This is a genomic window from Arthrobacter sp. SDTb3-6 (genome assembly GCF_013376095.1).
GTDB lineage: Bacteria > Actinomycetota > Actinomycetes > Actinomycetales > Micrococcaceae > Specibacter.
Genome location: NZ_JAAMFN010000021.1, coordinates 16,505 through 34,722, shown reverse-complemented (window position 1 = coordinate 34,722; position 18,218 = coordinate 16,505). Strand labels below are relative to the sequence as shown.

Annotated in this window: 13 protein-coding genes and 1 tRNA gene; 11 read left to right on the top strand and 3 right to left on the bottom strand. The window is 69.1% G+C overall.

What is annotated here, in order from left to right; genetic code table 11:
- The first annotated feature begins 35 nt into the window (after positions 1–35).
- Positions 36–1,043: a 16S rRNA (cytidine(1402)-2'-O)-methyltransferase gene (gene rsmI / locus G6035_RS11530; RefSeq protein WP_176617237.1), complete on the top strand. Its 1,008-nt coding sequence runs from the start codon at positions 36–38 to the stop codon at positions 1,041–1,043.
- 300 nt (positions 1,044–1,343) lie between these two features.
- Entirely contained in the window at positions 1,344–2,837 is a 1,494-nt protein-coding gene (locus G6035_RS11525; protein WP_176617236.1) for an NAD-dependent succinate-semialdehyde dehydrogenase, read from the top strand.
- A 22-nt stretch (positions 2,838–2,859) separates the two neighbouring features.
- On the opposite strand, the gene G6035_RS11520 is transcribed toward G6035_RS11525, so the two are convergent.
- Genes G6035_RS11520 through G6035_RS11510 form a run of 3 tightly spaced genes read right to left on the bottom strand, consistent with a single transcriptional unit; the run spans position 2,860 to position 7,887 of the window.
- A complete protein-coding gene (locus tag G6035_RS11520) occupies positions 2,860–5,409 on the bottom strand; it encodes a DUF3488 and transglutaminase-like domain-containing protein (protein ID WP_176617235.1) in 2,550 nt (849 codons plus the stop codon).
- Positions 5,406–6,803 (bottom strand): DUF58 domain-containing protein, encoded by a 1,398-nt coding sequence (locus G6035_RS11515; protein WP_176617283.1) that lies wholly within the window; start codon positions 6,801–6,803, stop codon positions 5,406–5,408. Before G6035_RS11515 ends, G6035_RS11520 begins: the two co-directional genes overlap by 4 nt.
- Before the next feature lie 13 nt (positions 6,804–6,816).
- Entirely contained in the window at positions 6,817–7,887 is a 1,071-nt protein-coding gene (locus tag G6035_RS11510; RefSeq protein ID WP_176617234.1) for a MoxR family ATPase, read from the bottom strand.
- Between the two features lie 102 nt (positions 7,888–7,989).
- On the opposite strand from G6035_RS11510, the gene G6035_RS11505 reads away from it, so the two are divergent.
- The 9 genes from G6035_RS11505 (at position 7,990) to G6035_RS11465 (ending at position 18,100) form a co-directional block, all read left to right on the top strand.
- Entirely contained in the window at positions 7,990–8,898 is a 909-nt protein-coding gene (locus G6035_RS11505; RefSeq protein WP_176617233.1) for a TatD family hydrolase, read from the top strand.
- A gap of 242 nt (positions 8,899–9,140) precedes the next feature.
- Entirely contained in the window at positions 9,141–10,295 is a 1,155-nt protein-coding gene (locus G6035_RS11500) for a transglycosylase family protein (RefSeq protein WP_371130987.1), read from the top strand.
- Positions 10,296–10,493: 198 nt separating this feature from the next.
- On the top strand, positions 10,494–11,372 hold the full coding sequence (rsmA, locus tag G6035_RS11495; RefSeq protein ID WP_176617232.1) for a 16S rRNA (adenine(1518)-N(6)/adenine(1519)-N(6))-dimethyltransferase RsmA: 879 nt from the start codon (positions 10,494–10,496) through the stop codon (positions 11,370–11,372).
- A 9-nt stretch (positions 11,373–11,381) separates the two neighbouring features.
- Entirely contained in the window at positions 11,382–12,392 is a 1,011-nt protein-coding gene (locus tag G6035_RS11490; RefSeq protein WP_176617231.1) for a 4-(cytidine 5'-diphospho)-2-C-methyl-D-erythritol kinase, read from the top strand.
- 24 nt (positions 12,393–12,416) lie between these two features.
- The gene (locus G6035_RS11485) at positions 12,417–14,204 is read left to right on the top strand and encodes an ABC-F family ATP-binding cassette domain-containing protein (RefSeq protein WP_176617230.1); all 1,788 of its coding nucleotides are present in this window, start codon (positions 12,417–12,419) and stop codon (positions 14,202–14,204) included.
- Positions 14,205–14,359: 155 nt separating this feature from the next.
- Positions 14,360–15,193 carry an endonuclease domain-containing protein gene (locus G6035_RS11480; RefSeq protein ID WP_176617229.1) on the top strand — a complete coding sequence of 278 codons (834 nt, stop codon included), beginning with the start codon at positions 14,360–14,362 and terminating at the stop codon, positions 15,191–15,193.
- Between the two features lie 216 nt (positions 15,194–15,409).
- Positions 15,410–15,481: transfer RNA gene (locus G6035_RS11475), tRNA-Gln, on the top strand.
- A gap of 158 nt (positions 15,482–15,639) precedes the next feature.
- Complete coding sequence (gene glmU, locus G6035_RS11470; protein ID WP_176617228.1) at positions 15,640–17,088, top strand: bifunctional UDP-N-acetylglucosamine diphosphorylase/glucosamine-1-phosphate N-acetyltransferase GlmU; 1,449 nt, start codon at positions 15,640–15,642, stop codon at positions 17,086–17,088.
- A gap of 31 nt (positions 17,089–17,119) precedes the next feature.
- A complete protein-coding gene (locus G6035_RS11465; RefSeq protein ID WP_176617227.1) occupies positions 17,120–18,100 on the top strand; it encodes a ribose-phosphate diphosphokinase in 981 nt (326 codons plus the stop codon).
- Positions 18,101–18,218 lie beyond the last annotated feature (118 nt).

Genomic DNA, 18,218 nt, shown 5'->3' with positions numbered 1-18,218 from the left:
GCATCCGGCCGGGCGGGGCCAACTACGCTTGAGTCATGGAAGAACACCTGGACCCCGAACCCGCCGGCAACGACTCAGGGTCTGGCCCGGTGACGGGCGGGCCCGGGAGCCGCCCGGCTGAGGCGGATTTTGGTGACGAATCGGATGCGCCGGGCGCCGTGTCAGACGCCGTGCTGGATGCGTCGCTGGCGCCCGCAACGGCTCCCGGCGAAGGGTACATTGTCCTGGCCGCCACGCCCATCGGGAACATGGGCGACGCCTCCGCCCGGCTGGTTTCCTGGCTCGGGCACGCGGACATCGTGGCGGCCGAGGACACGCGGCGGCTGCACCGGCTCGTCACCTCGCTGGGCGTGACCGTCTCCGGCCGCATTGTCAGCTACCACGAGCACAACGAGGCCGCCAAGACCCCCGAACTGCTGGCCCAGGTGCAGTCCGGCAAGGTGCTGCTCATGGTGACCGACGCCGGCATGCCCTCCGTGTCCGACCCCGGCTACCGGCTGGTGGAAGCCGCCGTGGCCGCCGGCATCCGGGTGACGGTTGCCCCGGGGCCGTCCGCCGTGCTGACCGCGCTGGCCCTGTCCGGGCTGCCCACCGACCGCTTCTGCTTTGAAGGGTTCCTGCCACGGAAGTCCGGTGAGCGCGCCACGCGGCTGCACGAGCTGGCCCTGGAACCACGCACCATGGTGTTCTTTGAGGCGCCGCACCGGCTCGAGGCCATGCTGCGGGCGCTGCACACCGCCTTTGGGCCGTCGCGCCAGGGCGCAGTGTGCCGGGAACTGACCAAGACCTACGAGGAAGTGATCCGCAAACCGCTTTCCGGCCTGCTCGAATGGGCCGAGGCGGCGGAGATCCGCGGCGAAATTGCCATCGTGGTGGCCGGAGCACCCGCCGCCGACCCCGGCACGCCCGAGGACCACGTGGCCGCCGTGAACGAACTGATGGGCCAGGGCATGCGCATGAAGGAGGCCGTGGCCGTCATTGCCCACGACGTCCACGTCAGCAAGCGCGAACTGTACAGCGCCGTGCTCGCCGCCCGGGGGTAGTCCCGGCGCATAAGGTACGGCGGGTTTTCTTATGCGCCGGACCCATTCCGGGTTTGGCGCCACAGGACAACGTGCGCCAAACCCGCGGCGAATCCGGCGCATAAAGCAAGGCCCCCCAGCGCGGACCGCCGGCGCACGGAAGCACGCAACCCCCGTTGGACAAATGCACAGCAAAACCCGTGCCAGTAGTGCGTGCATGCGTAGACACCCCCGGCGCCGGAGAACTAGCGTGGGACGCATAGCACCATGCTGCTGCCCAGTGCGCCACGCCCGGGCCCGCCGACAGACGAAGGAGTCATCATGACTGTGACCGCCACCGAACTGACCGAACGCGAAAGCGCCCTCCTGGCAGGCGTCCCCACCGGACTGCTGATCGACGGCCAGTGGCGCCCGGCGGCATCCGGCAAGACGTTCGACGTCGAGGACCCGTCAACAGGCAAGGCCCTGCTGACGCTGGCCGACGCCGGCGCCGCGGACGGGGCCGCCGCGCTTGACGCCGCCGTCGCCGCCCAGGACGCGTGGGCCGCTACGGCACCGCGCGAACGCGGCGAGATCCTGCGCCGCGCCTTCGACATCGTCACGGCCCGCGCCGACGACTTTGCCCTCCTGATGACCCTGGAAATGGGCAAGCCGCTGGCCGAGTCCATGGGCGAGGTCAAGTACGGCGCCGAATTCCTGCGCTGGTTCTCCGAGGAGGCGGTGCGCTCGTTCGGCCGCTACTCGGGCAACCCCGAAGGCACCGCGCAGATCCTGGTCCAGAAGAAGCCCGTGGGCCCGTGCCTGCTGATCACCCCCTGGAACTTCCCGCTCGCCATGGCCACCCGCAAGATCGCCCCCGCCATCGCCGCCGGCTGCACCATGGTGCTCAAGCCCGCCAACCTCACCCCGCTCACCAGCCAGCTGTTCGCCAAGGTGCTGCTCGAGGCCGGGCTGCCGGCCGGGGTGCTCAACGTCGTCACGACGTCGACCGCCGGCGCCGTCACCGGACCGCTGATCCAGGACCCGCGCCTGCGCAAGCTGTCCTTCACCGGCTCCACCCCCGTGGGCCGCCGCCTGCTCGCCGACGCCTCCAACACCGTCCTGCGCACCTCCATGGAGCTTGGCGGCAACGCCCCGTTCCTGGTGTTCGACGACGCCGACCTCGACGCCGCGGTGGACGGCGCCATGGCGGCCAAGATGCGCAACATGGGCGAGGCCTGCACGGCCGCCAACCGCTTCCTGGTGCACGAATCGGTCGCGGAGGAATTCGCCGCCAAGTTCGCCGCGAAAATGGGCGGCGCCGCCGTGGGGCGCGGCACGGCACCTGAAACCAAGGTGGGCCCGCTGATCGACGCCAAGAGCCGGGACAAGGTGCACTCACTCGTCACCGACGCCGTGGCCGACGGCGCCCGTGCGGTGGTGGGCGGCGCCCCCGTGGACGGCCCCGGCTACTTTTACCAGCCCACCGTGCTGCAGGGCGTGGAGCCCGGCGCCCGGATCCTGAGCGAGGAAATCTTTGGCCCGGTGGCGCCCATCGTCACGTTCAAGAACGAGGACGAGGCCGTGGCCCTGGCCAACGACACCGAATACGGCCTGGTCGCCTACGTCTTCACCAAGGACTACGCCCGCGGCCTGCGCATGGCCAACCGCATCGAGACCGGCATGATGGGCCTGAACGCAGGCGTCATCTCCAACGCCGCGGCACCGTTCGGCGGCGTCAAGCAGTCCGGCCTGGGCCGCGAAGGCAGTGTGGAAGGCATCGAGGAATACCAGTACACCCAGTACATCGGCTTCCCGAACCCGCAGAACGCCTGACCTGCACTGACCGGGGCGGGAATCAGCGGTTGCGGCTGAACAGCGACGGCGGCAACGCTGCCGCCCGGAGGCGCGCCCACGTTCCCGCCCGGCCCTTCAGCCGCCCGATGACGGTTTCGACGGCGTCGGCCAGGTCGTCGCGGGCGGCGGCAGGCTCCTCCGGAGGGGGACCGTAGACTGCGTTTTCGTAGGCATCGCACAGCAGCTCCGCGGCGGATTTTGCGGCGGTCCTGGTGCTGGCCGGGGCGCTGCCCGCTGCCGGGGCGAACCCCGGGGTGCCGACAGGGACGCCGGCCGGGGTGCCGGGGGATTCCGCGGCGCCTGCGAATTCCGGGCCCCCGAGCCCGGCCAGCCGGGCAATGCCGGCCGCCTGCAGTGACGGCGTCTCGGAAGGGTTGTAACGGTAGCCGTAGTCGATGGCCGAGTCGATGAACTCCCGCCACGCCAGCAGCTCCGGCGCTTCACGCGGCCCGCCGGCAGGCCTGCGCCCGCCGGACCCGGCGCCGCGCACCTGGGCCAGGCGCCGGCGTCGTAGCTGGCTGCGGGCAAAGGCCGGGGCGGCCAGCGCCAGCAGCACCAGCAGCACGCCCACCACCGAAGCGCTGATCCGTTCCGGGCGCGGGGTGGCCGCAACGGGGGCCGCCACGGCGGAGTGGACTGCGGTGGACGCGGAAGCCGTGGGCGCCGGCGTGGGGATCGCGTTCGTGTTGCCGCCGTTGAGGAAGTCGTTCCGGCCGGCGCCGGGCGCCCCCGGAATGTTGTCGATGGCGTAGGACGGCACGGCCCCGCGGGAGGGGGTGGGCTCAAACGGCACCCAGCCCAGGCCCTCGAAGTACAGCTCCGGCCAGGCGTGGGCGTCGCGGCCGGTCGCTTCGTAGCCCTGCAGCGTCTTCCCGTCGGCCAGTGCCGTTTCGCCCGTCCGGTCGCCCGGCGCATACCCCACGGCAATGCGCGACGGGATGCCCACCTCGCGCGCCATGACGGCCATCGCAGCGGAAAAGTGCACGCAGTAGCCGGCCTTGACCTGCAGGAACTTGGCCAGTACCTTCATCCCCGCGCCGTCGTAGCCCTTCTCCACCGGCGTTTTCTCGCTGTAGGTGAAGAGGGGGGAGCGCAGGTAGTCCTGGATGGCCATGGCCCGGTCATAGGGGGTGGTCATGCCCTTCGTGACCGCCTTCGCCGTGTCCTTGATGATCGACGGGACGTTGTTGGGCAGTTCCGTGAAGATCGGATCCAGCTTGGAATCCGGCTTCTGCGTGGCCGCCTCCAGCAGCCCCGGCGTCAGGTCCGGCATGGCACTGGTGACCGTGTACACTTGGCCGCGCGTGTTGGCGGCGCCGTCGGCGTTGATGGTCTGGGTGGCCGGATTCCAGCTCCACCGCCCGTGCAAGTCCGCCACTTTGATGGCGCTCAGCGGCGCCGGCAGCCAGGTGCTGGCGAGGTTCACCACGGCCACCTGGGTCACGGTCTGCGCCACCGGGACGGCGGTGTTGGCGCCGAAGGCCGGTTTCAGCCCGGACAGCCCGGAGGACAGCCCGCGTGGCACGGGCGACGGCTTCCACACCCTGCCGGAAAAGTCCTCCAGCGTGCTCAGGCGCATGTACAGCGGCATGTCCGAGCTGCTCAGGTACGTCATGTTCACCACGCCGGACTGCGCGCGCAGGTCGTTGCCGAGGGAAATCATCGGGTCCAGGCCGGCCACGTTGCCCGCCGAACCCAGCCGCGTGCCCTGCGGAAAGGCGCCGTTCTCGAAGCCCGGAACGGCCGCCGGCAGCACCGTTGCCACGAGGACGACGGCGGCCCCCAGCATGGCTGCCCGGGCCAGGGTCCCGCTGTTGGCCCGGTTGGCGGCGGGGCGCAGCTTCCCGTCCGGCGCATACCAGCGGCAGCATCCGAGCAGCAGCAGGTAGCCCGCTCCGGCGCCGAAGAAGCCGGGCGCCCCGACGCCGTCCTGCGTGGTGAGCGAGGCCGGCAGCAGCAGCAGCGCCAAGCCGATTGCGCTGGCCGCGGGCATGGCCACGGTGACGGCCAGGGTGTCCACCAGCAGGGCCGCGAAACCCACGCCGGCGCAGATGACAAACACCAGCCCGGGGTCCACCGGCACGGGGGTGTTGTTCACCATGATGCTGACGGAGGCCTGCGTGGCCAGGTCCACCGCCGCACCCACGGTCCGCGCCGACGGGAACAGCCCCAGGTAGGCCGTGCCGGCAAAAAACGTCAGGGTCAGGCCCATGATCCAGCCGGCCAGCGCGGCCAGCGGGGCCAAGGGGGCCAGGCGCGGCCAGCGGCGGACCACGGCCGGCAGGAACGCCGTCATGCCGGCCACCACAAAGGCCTGGGGCATCCAGCTGTAATCCAGCATGACGTTGCGGAAGCCCAGCGACGCGCCCATGACGGCGCCGAGCACGGCCACGGCCAGCACCCAGCGGGCGGGGCCGGTTTCCGGCGGGCCCAGGAAGAGGCGCAGCCGGGCCCGCCAGCCACGTCCGGGACCGCCGCCCACCCCGGGGCCCGGCCCTCCGCCGTCGTGCGTTCCAAACGGCGGGCGCGTGCCCGCGATGGTCCCGGTCACGGCGGGCCTCCCGCGGTCGGGGCATGGACGCGGGGCAGGCTGCCGGTGGTCGGCGCGGGCAGGACGGCGGGCTCGTCAAGTTCCATCCAGGCCTGCAGCAGCGGGGTGTGCGGCGCCACGGCCAGGGCCTGCCAGCCGGCGCGGCGCAGGATGTTCAGCGGTTCGGCCACCTGTGCCGGGTCGGGGCACACGATGAAGGCGAAGGCGCCCTCGGCGGCCTCAATGGCGGCGGCGAGGATCATGGCGTCGGGCTCCGACAGGGCCCCGGTGACGGCGATGACCGGGCCGCGGCGGCGGGTCTGGATCAGGCGGTCGGCCAGGACGTCCGCCAGCGGGACCGCCGCCTCGGAGCCGCGGGGTGCCCCCAGTTCCCGGGCCCCCAGTTCCCGGGACCCCAGTTCCAGCGCCGCGAGCGACTGCGCCACGGCCAGGGCGCCGGACTGGCCGGCAAAATCCTCCCGGCCCGGCTCGGCGGCGGAGCGTGAGGACGCGAAGCCGGGGCGGCCCTGGTCGTCCAGCACGCGCAGCGTATAGGAGCGCTCCAGCAGGTGCGCGGCAATCGACACAGCGGCGGTCACCGCCCATTCAAAGGCCGGCGTCGTGGCCAGGGCGTCCGGCCGCCGTTGTGGTTTCGCCGCCCCGCCGTACGCCCACCTCCGCTGGTCCAGCACCAGTGCCGCCTCCGGGGTGGTCACGGATTCCTCGGCACGGACCATGAGTTTGCCCTGCCTCGCAGTGGCGGGCCAATGCACGCGCCGCAGCGGATCCCCGTGCCGGTATTCGCGCGTCATGACGTCGTCGTCGCTCGGGTTCGCCTGCTGGCGCGTCATCCGCGATCCGTCCTGCCCGCGCCCGCCCGTGAGCGAAATTTCCGGCAGCACCACGGCGGCCGGCGCCACCGTGAGCTGCTCGCCCGCGTCCAGGTCCCGGGCCAGCAGCGCCACGTCAAAGGGGTCGCCGAACTTGGCTGTCAGCGGGCCGATGGTGAAAACGCCGCGGCGGGAAGGGTGCAGGGTGTAGCTGTACCGGCTGATCAGGCTGCGCGGGGTGACCGGGTTGGGGTAGTCAAAGCGGGGTACGTCGATCAGGTGCGGGGGCAGCAGCTCGGTCAGGCGCGCACTGCCTCCGCCGGGGGTGCTGCCGTGCACCTCCAGGGTGACGGACGCCGCGGTGCCGGCCTCCACAAACGCGGGGGAGAAGCGGCGCTTGACTGTGAATCCCGGGGCCAGCAGCCGCAGGCCCGCACTGGCCAGCGGCGGCAGCGCGAGCAGGAACACGGCCAGCACCAACAGGTCGCGGCGGCCCAGGACCTGCGCAAACAACAGGGCGAGCAGGCCGGCGGCCATCATGACCCAGCCTCGGGGCCGGAAGATGCGGTCCGGAATCCAGCTCATCACGGGACTGCGCCTACCTCGTGTCCGGCTGGGCGGGGACGGGGAGCCGGGCCAGTGCCTCGGCGATGACATCCGCCGCCGTGGTGCCCAGGCTCGCGGCCCGGCGGTCCACCAGCAGCCGGTGCGCCAGGACGGGTTCGGCCAGCTTGCGGATGTCGTCCGGGAGCACAAAGCGCCGCCCGGCCAGCGCCGCCGACGCCTTGGAGGCGCGCAGCAGCTGCAGCAGCGCGCGCGGGCTGGCACCGAGGCGGAGCTTGTCGCTGGTGCGGGTGGCCTGGCCCAGCGCCACCGTATATTCCTTGACGGCGGCGGAAACGTGCGTGCCCGCCACGACGTCGAGCATGGCCGCAACGTCCGCCGTCGTCGCCACGGGCTGCACGGCATCGAGGGGGTTCACGGACTGGTGGGTCTCCAGCATGGCCAGCTCCGCCGACGTGTCCGGATAGCCCATGGAAATCCGGGCCATGAAGCGGTCGCGCTGGGCCTCGGGCAGGGGATAGGTGCCCTCCATCTCGATCGGGTTTTGCGTGGCGACCACCATGAACGGTTCCTGCAGCCGGTACGACGTCCCGTCCACCGTGACCTGGTGCTCCTCCATGGATTCCAGCAGCGCGGACTGGGTCTTGGCGGAGGCACGGTTGATCTCGTCGCCGATGACCAGGTTGGCGAAAATGGCGCCGGGGCGGAACTCGAAGGTCTGCGCCGACTGGTTGTAGATGGAGACACCGGTGATGTCGCTGGGCAGCAGGTCGGGGGTGAACTGGATGCGGCTGACCGAACAGTCCAGCGCCCGCGCCAGCGTCTTGGCCAGCAGTGTCTTGCCGACCCCGGGCACGTCCTCCAGCAGCAGGTGGCCACGCGCCAGCAGCACGGTCAGGGCCAGGTCCACGGCCTCTTCCTTGCCGTCGATCACCGTGTTCATGGCGGCCATGATGTCCCGGCTGAGCCCGGCGAACCGTTCGGCGTCCATGGGCTGCTGCCGCGGGCGCGTGGCGGGCTGCGCGGGCCGCCGGCCGTTGGGCTCCAAGCCGTCCGGTTCCGTGCCCGGACCTTGTGCCGCCGTCAATGTCTCGCGCGGATGCATGCCCAACCTTTCGGTCCGTTTGTGACCTACGCTACTAGTATCTCCGGTTTGCGTCGAAAGTGGCTGGGAAGCGGTGGATAATCCCGGCTAAAATTGGCAAACATGTGCTCCCCCGACGTACCCCGCCCCTACCGCCGTGATGAATCCCCGGAGGCCGGCCCCACGTCCGGCGGCGGGAAGCGCCGCCCGGGCTTTGGGCCCGCCCCCGCGCCGCTGCCCGTGCCGGTGTACGACAACCACACACACTTTGACTTTGGCGACTCTCCCGTCACCTTGAAGGACGCGCTCGATTCCGCCGGGGCCGTGGGCATTGCCGGCGCCGTGCAGGTGGGGTGCGATCTGGAATCCTCCCGCTTCACGGTGCAGGCAGTGGACCTGGACCCGCGCGTCCTGGGCGCCGTGGCCATCCACCCCAACGACGCGCCCGAACTGGCGGGGGAGGGGGCCCTGGAGGCCGCGCTGGCTGAAATTGAGGCGCTGGCCGCGCACCCGCGCATCCGTGCCATCGGCGAGACCGGCCTGGACTATTTCCGCACCGGCCCGGATGGCGTTGCGTCCCAGAAATACTCCTTCCGCCGGCACATTGACATAGCCAAACGGCAGGGGCTCGCGCTGCAGATCCACGACCGTGACGCGCACAGCGACGTGGTGGATGTCCTGCGGGAGGAGGGGGCGCCGTCGTGCGTGGTTTTCCACTGCTTTTCCGGGGACGCCGAACTGGCCAGGATATGTAACGACAACGGCTGGTACATGTCATTTTCGGGCACCCTCACTTTTAAAAATGCGGGAAATTTGCGGGAGGCGCTCGCCGTCGCCGATCCGGCCCTGGTCATGGTGGAAACGGACGCCCCGTTTTTGACTCCGCATCCGCACCGGGGACGGCCGAATGCCAGTTATATGCTGCCGTATACGGTGCAAAGCATGGCACAGTTGACGGGCCGTCCGCTGGACGGGCTGGGAGAGCTTTTACGGGCAAATACGGAGTCGGTTTACGGTTCCTGGGACGCCTGAAACGGGGTGGCGGCCGTTATCAAATCTTGTCTATTTGATAACGGTTGGGTTACGCTGGGGGACTATTAGCCGGGGTCGGGGAAGGCCTACGGATGAAATGCCACGGAATCCACCGTTCAATTGGGCCCCGTGGCAGCCGTTCGCGGCGGACATTTTTTGCAGTGATTTTGCCTTGGGGCAGGTCCGTGCCAAATTGCTCCGCCACTCCCCGTGCCCGGGTGCTCTAGTAGTTACGGGAACAAGTGACCAACCTCTTCGCCACCAACGGCAAACTGAACTTTTTGAAGATTTCAGGGCAGGCTGCGGTGCTCATCGCCCTCGTAGCCGGGCTCATGACCTTCATGGGAGCCAACAAATCCATCAGCCTCACGGTGGATGGCACGGCAAGTTCAGTTTCGACGTTTGGCGGATCCGTGGCGGACGTCCTGAACAAGGCCCACGTCACGGTTGGTCCCGAAGACCGCGTCACCCCCGCACTGGGCACCCAAGTGGAAAGCGGCACGGCCATCACGGTAGACACGGCCAAGAACGTCAAGGTGAACCTGGACGGCACCGAGCGCACCGTCACCACCACCTCGAACAAGATCAAGGGCCTCATCAGCCAGCTGGGAGTCGCAGCCAACGCCCGCGTCTCCGAACCGGCCGACGCACTCCTGGCCAGCGCGAGCGACATCAGCATCATCACCCCCAAGCCCGTCACCCTCATTGCCGACGGCAAGACGGCAGTGAAGACCACCACCGCGGCGACCGTGGCCGACGTCCTGACCGAGGCCGGCATCAAGCTCGGCGCCGCCGACCTCGTCTCCGTCCCGGCCGAGTCCGACGTCGTGGCCAACATGGTGGTCAAAGTCTCCCGCGTGAACAACTCCGGCACCGTCTCCGAGACTTCGCCCCTGGCCTTCAAGACCACCGAGACGGTCGACCCCACAATGTACAAGGACCAGTCGAAGACCGTCCGCGCCGGCGTGGCCGGAACCCTGCAGACCAACTTCCGCACCGTGGCGATTGACGGCCAGGTAGTCAGCCGCAGCGAAACGGGAACCAAGGTCCTCACCGCTCCGATCGACGCGCAGGTCACCGTCGGTTCCAAGGCACGCCCGGCTCCGAAGCCCGCCCCCAAGCCCGCCAACACCGGCGCTGCAGCCCCGGCCATGGCCAACACGGCCATGTGGGACGCCATCGCCCAGTGCGAGTCCGGCGGCAACTGGGCCATCAACACCGGCAACGGCTACTACGGCGGCCTGCAGTTCGACAGCGGAACCTGGCTCAGCAACGGCGGCGGCGCGTATGCCCCCAACGCCAGCCTGGCCACGAAGGCCCAGCAGATTGCCATCGCCAACAAGGTTTACGCCCAGCGCGGCCTGGGCCCCTGGGGCTGCGCCGGCGCCGCTGGTTGAGCGTGTCGAAACCCCCGCTCCCCGCAGCTGTCGAAGCTGCGGGGAGCCTCTGCGTTTAGCGCAGCCTTTGGGTCGAGTGCACACCTGTGGCGGGTTCGCGGCGTGCGGACCGGCCGTATCTGTACACTCGGCGGGAACAGCGGGGGACCGAAGGGCGCTCCCGCAGGGTCGGCAGCCCGGAGCAGATACGATTGTCCAGTGACCTCGACCCAGCCCAGCCCCGCGACCCAGCCGCTCCTCGGCGCCACTGAGATCCGCCGCCTCGCGGAGGAGATCGGCGTCCGCCCCACCAAGACGCTGGGCCAGAACTTCGTCATCGACGGCAACACCATCCGCCGGATTGTGGCTGCAGCGAAGGTCGACCCGGAGGAGACCGTGCTGGAGGTGGGCCCCGGGCTGGGCTCCCTGACGCTGGGCCTGCTGGACGCCGCCGCCCGCGTGGTGGCCGTGGAGATCGACCACGTCCTGGCCGCAAAGCTGCCCTCAACCGTCGCTGCGTTCCGCCCGGAGAAGGCGGGCAATCTCGACGTCGTGCTCTCAGACGCCATGCGCGTGACCGAACTTCCGGCGCAACCCACTGCCCTGGTGGCAAACCTGCCGTACAACGTGGCCGTGCCCGTGGTGCTGCACCTGCTGGAACACTTCCCGTCGCTGCAGCACGGGCTGGTCATGGTCCAGGACGAGGTGGCGGACAGGATGGTGGCAGGCCCCGGCTCCAAGACGTACGGGGTCCCCTCGGTCAAGGGCGCCTGGTATTCGCACATGCGCAAGGCCGGCGTGATCGGCATGAACGTGTTTTGGCCGGCGCCGAAGATTTCCTCCGGGCTCGTGGAGTTCACCCGCCGCGAGCCTCCCGTGACACGGGCCAGCCGCCAGCAGGTGTTTGCCGTGATCGACGCCGCCTTTGCCCAGCGCCGCAAGACCCTGCGGGCCGCCCTGGCAGGCTGGGCCGGCGGCGCGGCCGAGGCCGAACGCTGCCTGCGCGAGGCCGGCGTGGATCCCACGGCCCGCGGCGAAGTGATTGACGTGGCAGCCTTCGCCCGCATCGCCGAGGCCAAGATCCCGATGACGGCGTAAATGGAGTCCATGAACCCCGGCGAAAACACGCCCGCGGACTTTCTCACCGACGCCCTGGGCGCCGACTACGACTGGACGGGCCAGCCCCGGCACGTCCGCGTCAAGGCGCCCGGCAAGATCAACGCCTCGTTCCGCGCAGGCCCGCTCCGCCCGGACGGCTACCACTCCGTGGCCAGCACCTACCTGGCCGTGTCCCTGTACGAGGAAATCCAGGCCACGGCCAAGCCCGGCACCCCGCCCACCGACGTCACCGTGAGCATCAGCCGGAACAGCACCCTGGCACCCGAACTGCTCGCCGGCATCCCGCTGAACGGGAGCAACCTGGCCGTCCGGGCGGCCCTGCTCGTGGCGGACATCAGCGAAAACGCGTCCGGCGTGCACCTGGAAATCACCAAGCGCGTGCCCATCGCCGGCGGCATGGGCGGCGGATCCGCGGATGCGGCGGCGGCGCTCGTGGCGTGCGACGCCCTCTGGCACACCGGCCTGTCGCGGGAGGAACTGGCGCACCTCGCGGCCGAGCTGGGCGCGGACGTGCCGTTCGCACTCCTCGGTGGCGCCGCCGTCGGGCTTGGGGTGGGGGACCGGCTCACCTCCGCCCTGGCCCCGGAACCGCTGCACTGGGTCCTGGTGCAGTCGGACTTCGGGCTCTCGACGCCCGTGGTCTACGGCACCCTCGACACACTGCGCGCCGGGGCCGGCCCGGATGAACCCGGCCAGGTGGACCCGGCCATTCTCGCGGCCCTGCGCGCGGCGGACCCGGCGCGGCTGGCGCCCTGCCTGGCCAACGACCTGCAGGCCGCCGCCGTGCACCTGGCCCCCGGCCTGGCGGACGTGCTCGACGCCGGGACCCGGCTGGGTGCGCTGGCCGCCCTGGTCTCGGGGTCGGGGCCCACGGTCGCGATGCTCGCCAGGGACCAGGCGCACGCGCAGGACCTCGTGGCGCAGCTGGCCGGCGACGGGCTGGACGCGCAGGCCGTGGAAGGCCCCGTGCACGGTGCGCAACGAATATTTGACGCATGAATTCCTTAATGAAAGTGGTTTGACGTGGCACATCTCCTTGGCGGGGAAAATCTCAGCATCGCCTTTGCCACCCGCACTGTCCTGGACGGTGTCACGGTGGGGCTTGAAGAAGGCGACCGCATCGGCATTGTGGGCCGCAACGGCGACGGCAAGTCCACGCTGATGCGCCTGCTGGCCGGGCGGCAGACGGCGGATTCCGGCCGGGTCACGGTGCGCGGTGGCGTGCACGTGGGCTACCTGGACCAGTCGGACGTGCTCGACGGCGAGAGCACCGTGGGTTTCGCAATTGTGGGCGAGGCCGCGGACCACGAGTGGGCGTCCAACCCCAAGATCCGCGAAATCATGGGCGCACTGGTGGGCGAGGTGGACTGGCACGCCAACATCCATTCGCTCTCCGGCGGGCAGAAGCGGCGCGTGGCCCTGGCCAAGCTGCTCATCAGCAACGACGACGTCATCATGCTCGACGAGCCCACCAACCACCTCGACGTGGAGGGCGTCGCCTGGCTGGCCAAGCACCTCCAGGGGCGCTGGCGGGCCAACGAGGGCGCCTTCGTGGTGGTCACCCACGACCGCTGGTTCCTCGACGAGGTCTGCAACCGCACGTGGGAAGTGCACGACGCCATGATTGACCCGTTCGACGGCGGATACGCGGCGTACGTGCTGGCCCGCGCCGAACGTGACCGCATGGCGTCCGTCATGGAAAACAAGCGCGTGCAGCTGGTCAAGAAGGAGCTCGCGTGGCTCCGCCGCGGCGCCCCGGCCCGCACGGCCAAGCCGAAGTTCCGCATCGAGGCCGCCAACGCGATCATTGCCGACGTCCCGGAGCCGCGCGACACCGTGGCGCTGTCCCGCATGGCCACGGCCCGGCAGGGCAAGGACGTGCTGGACCTGGAAAACGTCTCGCTGACGTACGGGGAGAAGGAGATCTTCAAGAACATCACGCTGCGGCTGGCACCCGGGGAACGGCTGGGGCTGGTCGGCGTGAACGGTGCGGGCAAGACCACCCTGCTGCGCCTGCTCAACGGCGAGGTCCCGCCGTCGTCCGGGCGGCTCAAGCGCGGCAAGACGGTGCAGACGGCCGTGCTGACGCAGGAGGTGCGCGAGCTGGACGACGTCCTGGACCTGCGCGTCCTGGAGGTCATTGAGCGGGAGAAACGCTCCTTTGAGGTGGGCGGGAAGGACATGACGGCCGGGCAGCTGGTGGAGCAGCTTGGCTTCACGAAGGACAAGCAGTGGACGCCCGTGCGGGACCTTTCCGGCGGCGAGCGGCGGCGTCTGCAGCTGCTGCGGCTGCTGGTCGGGGAGCCGAACGTGCTCATGCTTGACGAGCCCACGAACGACCTGGACACCGACACGCTGGCGGCTGTGGAGGACGTGCTGGACGGGTGGCCGGGGACGCTGGTGGTGGTCTCGCACGACAGGTACCTGCTCGAGCGCGTCACTGACCACCAGATGGCGCTGCTGGGCGATGGCAAGCTGCGCGGGCTGCCCGGGGGAGTGGACCAGTATTTGGAGCTGCGCGAGGAGGCGCTGTCCGCAGCGTCCCGCCCGGCTGCCTCCGGGGCTGCTGGCGGGGCGGCGCCGTCCGGGCCGTCCGAGGCGGAAAAGCGCGAGGCCCGCAAGAACCTGAACCGCGTGGAGCGCCAGCTGTCCAAGATCGCCGCGGCGGAGGCCAAGGTGCACGCGCAGATGGCCGACAAGGTGGGCGACTACGAGGCCCTCGGCGAACTGAACGCGAAGCTGGGCGAGCTGGCAGGGGAGAAGGAAGCCCTGGAACTCGAGTGGCTCGAAGCTTCCGAGGTCCTCGAGTAGCGCTTCGCGCCGAGCCGGGCAAAACTTGCGACGGGTTGTGCCCCAAGTGCACCGGGGGCACAACCCGTCCGGAGTTTTCCTCCGGGCCCGATGCCTTATCCACAGTTCCACAAGTTGGGCCAGCCAGGACATTGCCTGCACGCCAGACTGGGGTAATGGCGGACCAGAGCAGAAAACGGACAGGCCCTACGTTGGAAGCTGTCATTTCCGGGTACGGCACTGTCGCCCGGCGCAAGGATCTGACCGCTGCCGGCTTCTCGGCATGGCAGTTGTCGCAGGCCCAGCTTGAGGGGCGGATCAAGATGGTGGCGCCGGGATGCTTTGGGTTGCCGAATGCCGATCCCATGGACGTGTTGTTGGCGAAGAAGCGTGGGCGGCGAAGTTGCCTGAGCAAGGCCAGGCAGCTCGGCTTGTGGGTCATCAGCGAGCCCGAACGACTCCACATTGCCGTGGCACACGGCCATCCCGTGCCGGGCTGCATAGTTCACAGGGTTCGCGGCAGGCAGACCTTGATGGACATTCTCCACCAATGTGTGAAATGCGGTTCGGAAGTGGAAGCCTTGTGTGTCCTGGAATCCGCGATCGTTCTCAAGAAGTGCACCTTTGCCCAACTTCGGCAGTCGTTCTCCGGGCGTGAAGACGGGGCAGGCCGGGCAATCATCGGCATGATCGACCCGCAAGCACAGTCAATAGTCGAAACCATTGGCCGCTATTACCTTCGGAAGGCAGGCTTCAACGTCCAAGCGCAGTTCTTCGTCAGGGGCGTGGGGCACCTGGATTTACTGGTGGACGGCATCTTGGGCGTTGAGACGGACGGCGAGACCTACCACAACACCCAGGAGGGCTGGACAGAGGACCTGCGACGGGACAACCTGCTGGTGGTCAACGGGGTGTGGTGTTTGCGCATACCTGCCCGAATGGTGCTTGAAGAACCGGAACTCATGATGAAGTGGGTGCGGCAGGCGCTTGAAAAGATTGAGGGCAAGTGAAGCGGGGTAGGACCGGAGCCGAATTGTGCGCCTGGTACACCGGGGGCACAACTCCCACCGCGTCCAGCCCCTGACGGAAGTCGGCGGCAGCATATGAACTTTGCCACGCCGGAACGGCCAAAATTACCGCGTTGGCGGGCCCCGAGTCGCGAAACACGTCCCGGCCGTGGCACACTAGATTCTCGTGGGCCGCGCCGGTAAGGCAGCAGTGCCCATTCCGCCCTGGTGTAACGGCAGCACCCCAGCCTTTGGAGCTGTGGAGTATAGGTTCGAATCCTATGGGCGGAACATTCCGGCCCACCCCGGCACCCGCCCAACGCGGCCCCGGCACCCAGCCCAGACCCCCGCGCGATGAACGGGCACCGGCTGCGAGCGGGTAACATTGGATTGTTTCCCATTGCGTACGTTTTCTTCACGGACCTCTGTCCGGGCAGGAGTGCCACTTAGTGAGCCCCCAAAACACCAATTCGTCCAATCCCGCCGCCGTGATCGTGCTGGCAGCCGGCGCCGGTACCCGGATGAAATCCCGCCTCCCGAAGATCTTGCACCCCATTGGCGGAATCTCCATGGTGGGCCACGCACTCGCCGCGGCGCACGGGCTGAACCCGGAACGGCTCGCGGTCGTGGTCCGCTTTGAACGCGACCAGGTCGCAGCCCACATTGCGCAGCTGGACCCGAAGGCACTGATCGTCGACCAGGACGAAATCCCCGGCACCGGCCGCGCCGTGCAGGCCGCCCTCGAAGCCCTGGACGCCGAAAACGAAATTGAAGGCACCGTGGTGGTCACATACGGCGACGTTCCGCTGCTGACCACCGAACTCCTCGAAGAACTCACCGCCACGCACCAAAAGGACAACAACGCCGTCACCGTCCTCACCGCGGTCCTTGACGACGCCACCGGCTACGGCCGCATCCTCCGCGACGCCACTGACGGCACCGTGCTGGGCATCCGCGAGCACAAGGACGCCAGCGACGCAGAGCGCGGCATCAAGGAAATCAACTCCGGCATCTACGCCTTCGACGCCGCCGTCCTCCGCGAGGCGCTCAAGTCCGTCACCACGGACAACAACCAGGGCGAGATGTACCTCACCGATGTTTTGGGCCTGGCCAGGAACGACGGCGGACGCGTCGCCGCGGTGGCCACCGCGGACCGCTGGCAAGTGGAAGGCGCCAACGACCGCGTCCAGCTCGCCACGCTGGGCGCCGAGCACAACCGCCGGATCGTCGAGTCCTGGATGCGCCGCGGCGTCACCGTGATCGACCCGGCCACCACGTGGATTGACTCCACCGTGGAACTCGATGAGGACGTCACCATCCTGCCCGGCACCCAACTGCACGGGAAAACAACGGTGGCGAGGGACGCCGTCGTCGGCCCGGACTCCACGCTCACGGACGTCCAGATTGCCGAGCGCGCCGAGGTCACGCGCACGCACGGCTCCGGCGCCGTCATCGGCGAGGGCGCGCACGTCGGCCCGTTCACCTACCTGCGACCCGGGACCGTGCTGGGCGCGGACGGCAAGATCGGCGCGTTCTACGAAACGAAGAACGTCACGATCGGCCGCGGCTCCAAGCTCAGCCACCTCGGGTACGCCGGCGACGCCGAAATAGGCGAGGACACCAACATCGGCTGCGGCAACATCACGGCCAACTACGACGGCGTGAACAAGCACCGCACCGTGATCGGCTCGGGCGTGCGCACCGGCTCCAACACCGTCTTCGTGGCCCCGGTGACCGTGGGGGACGGTGCCTTCACCGGGGCGGGCGCCATTGTGCGCAAGGATGTGCCCGCCGGCGCACTGACGCTGAGCGTGGCACCGCAGCGCAACGACGAAGGCTGGACCGAGACGCACCGGCCCGGCAGCATCTCCGCCGCCGCAGCCGGCAAGTCCAACTAAAGACCCCCACCACCCGCGAGAAAGCGATCCCATGAGCGAACTGAGCTACAACGGCGACAAAAAACTGGTGTTGGCGTCCGGCCGAGCACACCCCGAGCTGGCCGAGGAAGTGGCTCGCTGCCTGAAGACCGAACTGCTGCCAATGTCTGCCTACGACTTTGCCAACGGTGAGATCTACGTCCGCTCGGGGGAGAGCGTGCGCGGCAAGGAAGTGTTCGTCATCCAGGCCCACCCGGCCCCGCTGAACAACTGGCTCATGGAACAGCTCATCATGGTCGACTCCATGAAGCGCGCCTCCGCCCGCCGCATCACCGTGGTGGCCCCGTTCTACCCGTACGCCCGCCAGGACAAGAAGGGCCGCGGCCGCGAGCCGATCTCCGCCCGCCTGGTCGCGGACCTCTACAAGACCGCTGGCGCCGACCGCATCATGAGCGTGGACCTGCACACCGCCCAGATCCAGGGCTTCTTCGACGGCCCCGTGGACCACCTTTTCGCCATCCCGCTGCTGGCCGACCACATTCGTGAAATTGTGGGGGACGACGCCGTCACAGTTGTTTCGCCCGACACCGGACGTGTGCGTGTGGCTGAGCAGTGGGCGGAGCGGCTGGGCGGGGCGCCGCTGGCGTTCGTGCACAAGTCGCGCGACCTCACCGTGCCGAACCAGGCCGTGTCCAAGACCGTGGTGGGCCAGGTCGAAGGCCGCACCTGCGTGCTGATTGACGACATGATCGACACCGGCGGCACCATTGCCGGCGCCGTCCGCGTGCTTAAGGACGCCGGCGCCAAGGACGTCATCATCGCCGCCACGCACGCCGTGTTCTCCGATCCGGCCGCCGAACGCCTGGCCAACTGCGGCGCGCGCCAGGTGGTGGTCACAAACACGCTGCCCATCCCGGCCGAAAAGCGCTTCCCCACGCTGACCGTGCTCTCCATCGCCCCGCTGCTGGCCCGCGCCATCAAGGAAGTCTTCGAGGACGGCTCCGTCACGTCCCTGTTTGACGGCAACGCCTAACTGCTGGCGGCGGGTTCGGTTTCGGCCCGGCGTTTATGCTCCGGACTCTGGCTGGGTTTGGCGCATGCGGGAACGGCCCTGCCTTTATGCTCCGGACTCGGGCCGGGTTTGGCGCAGC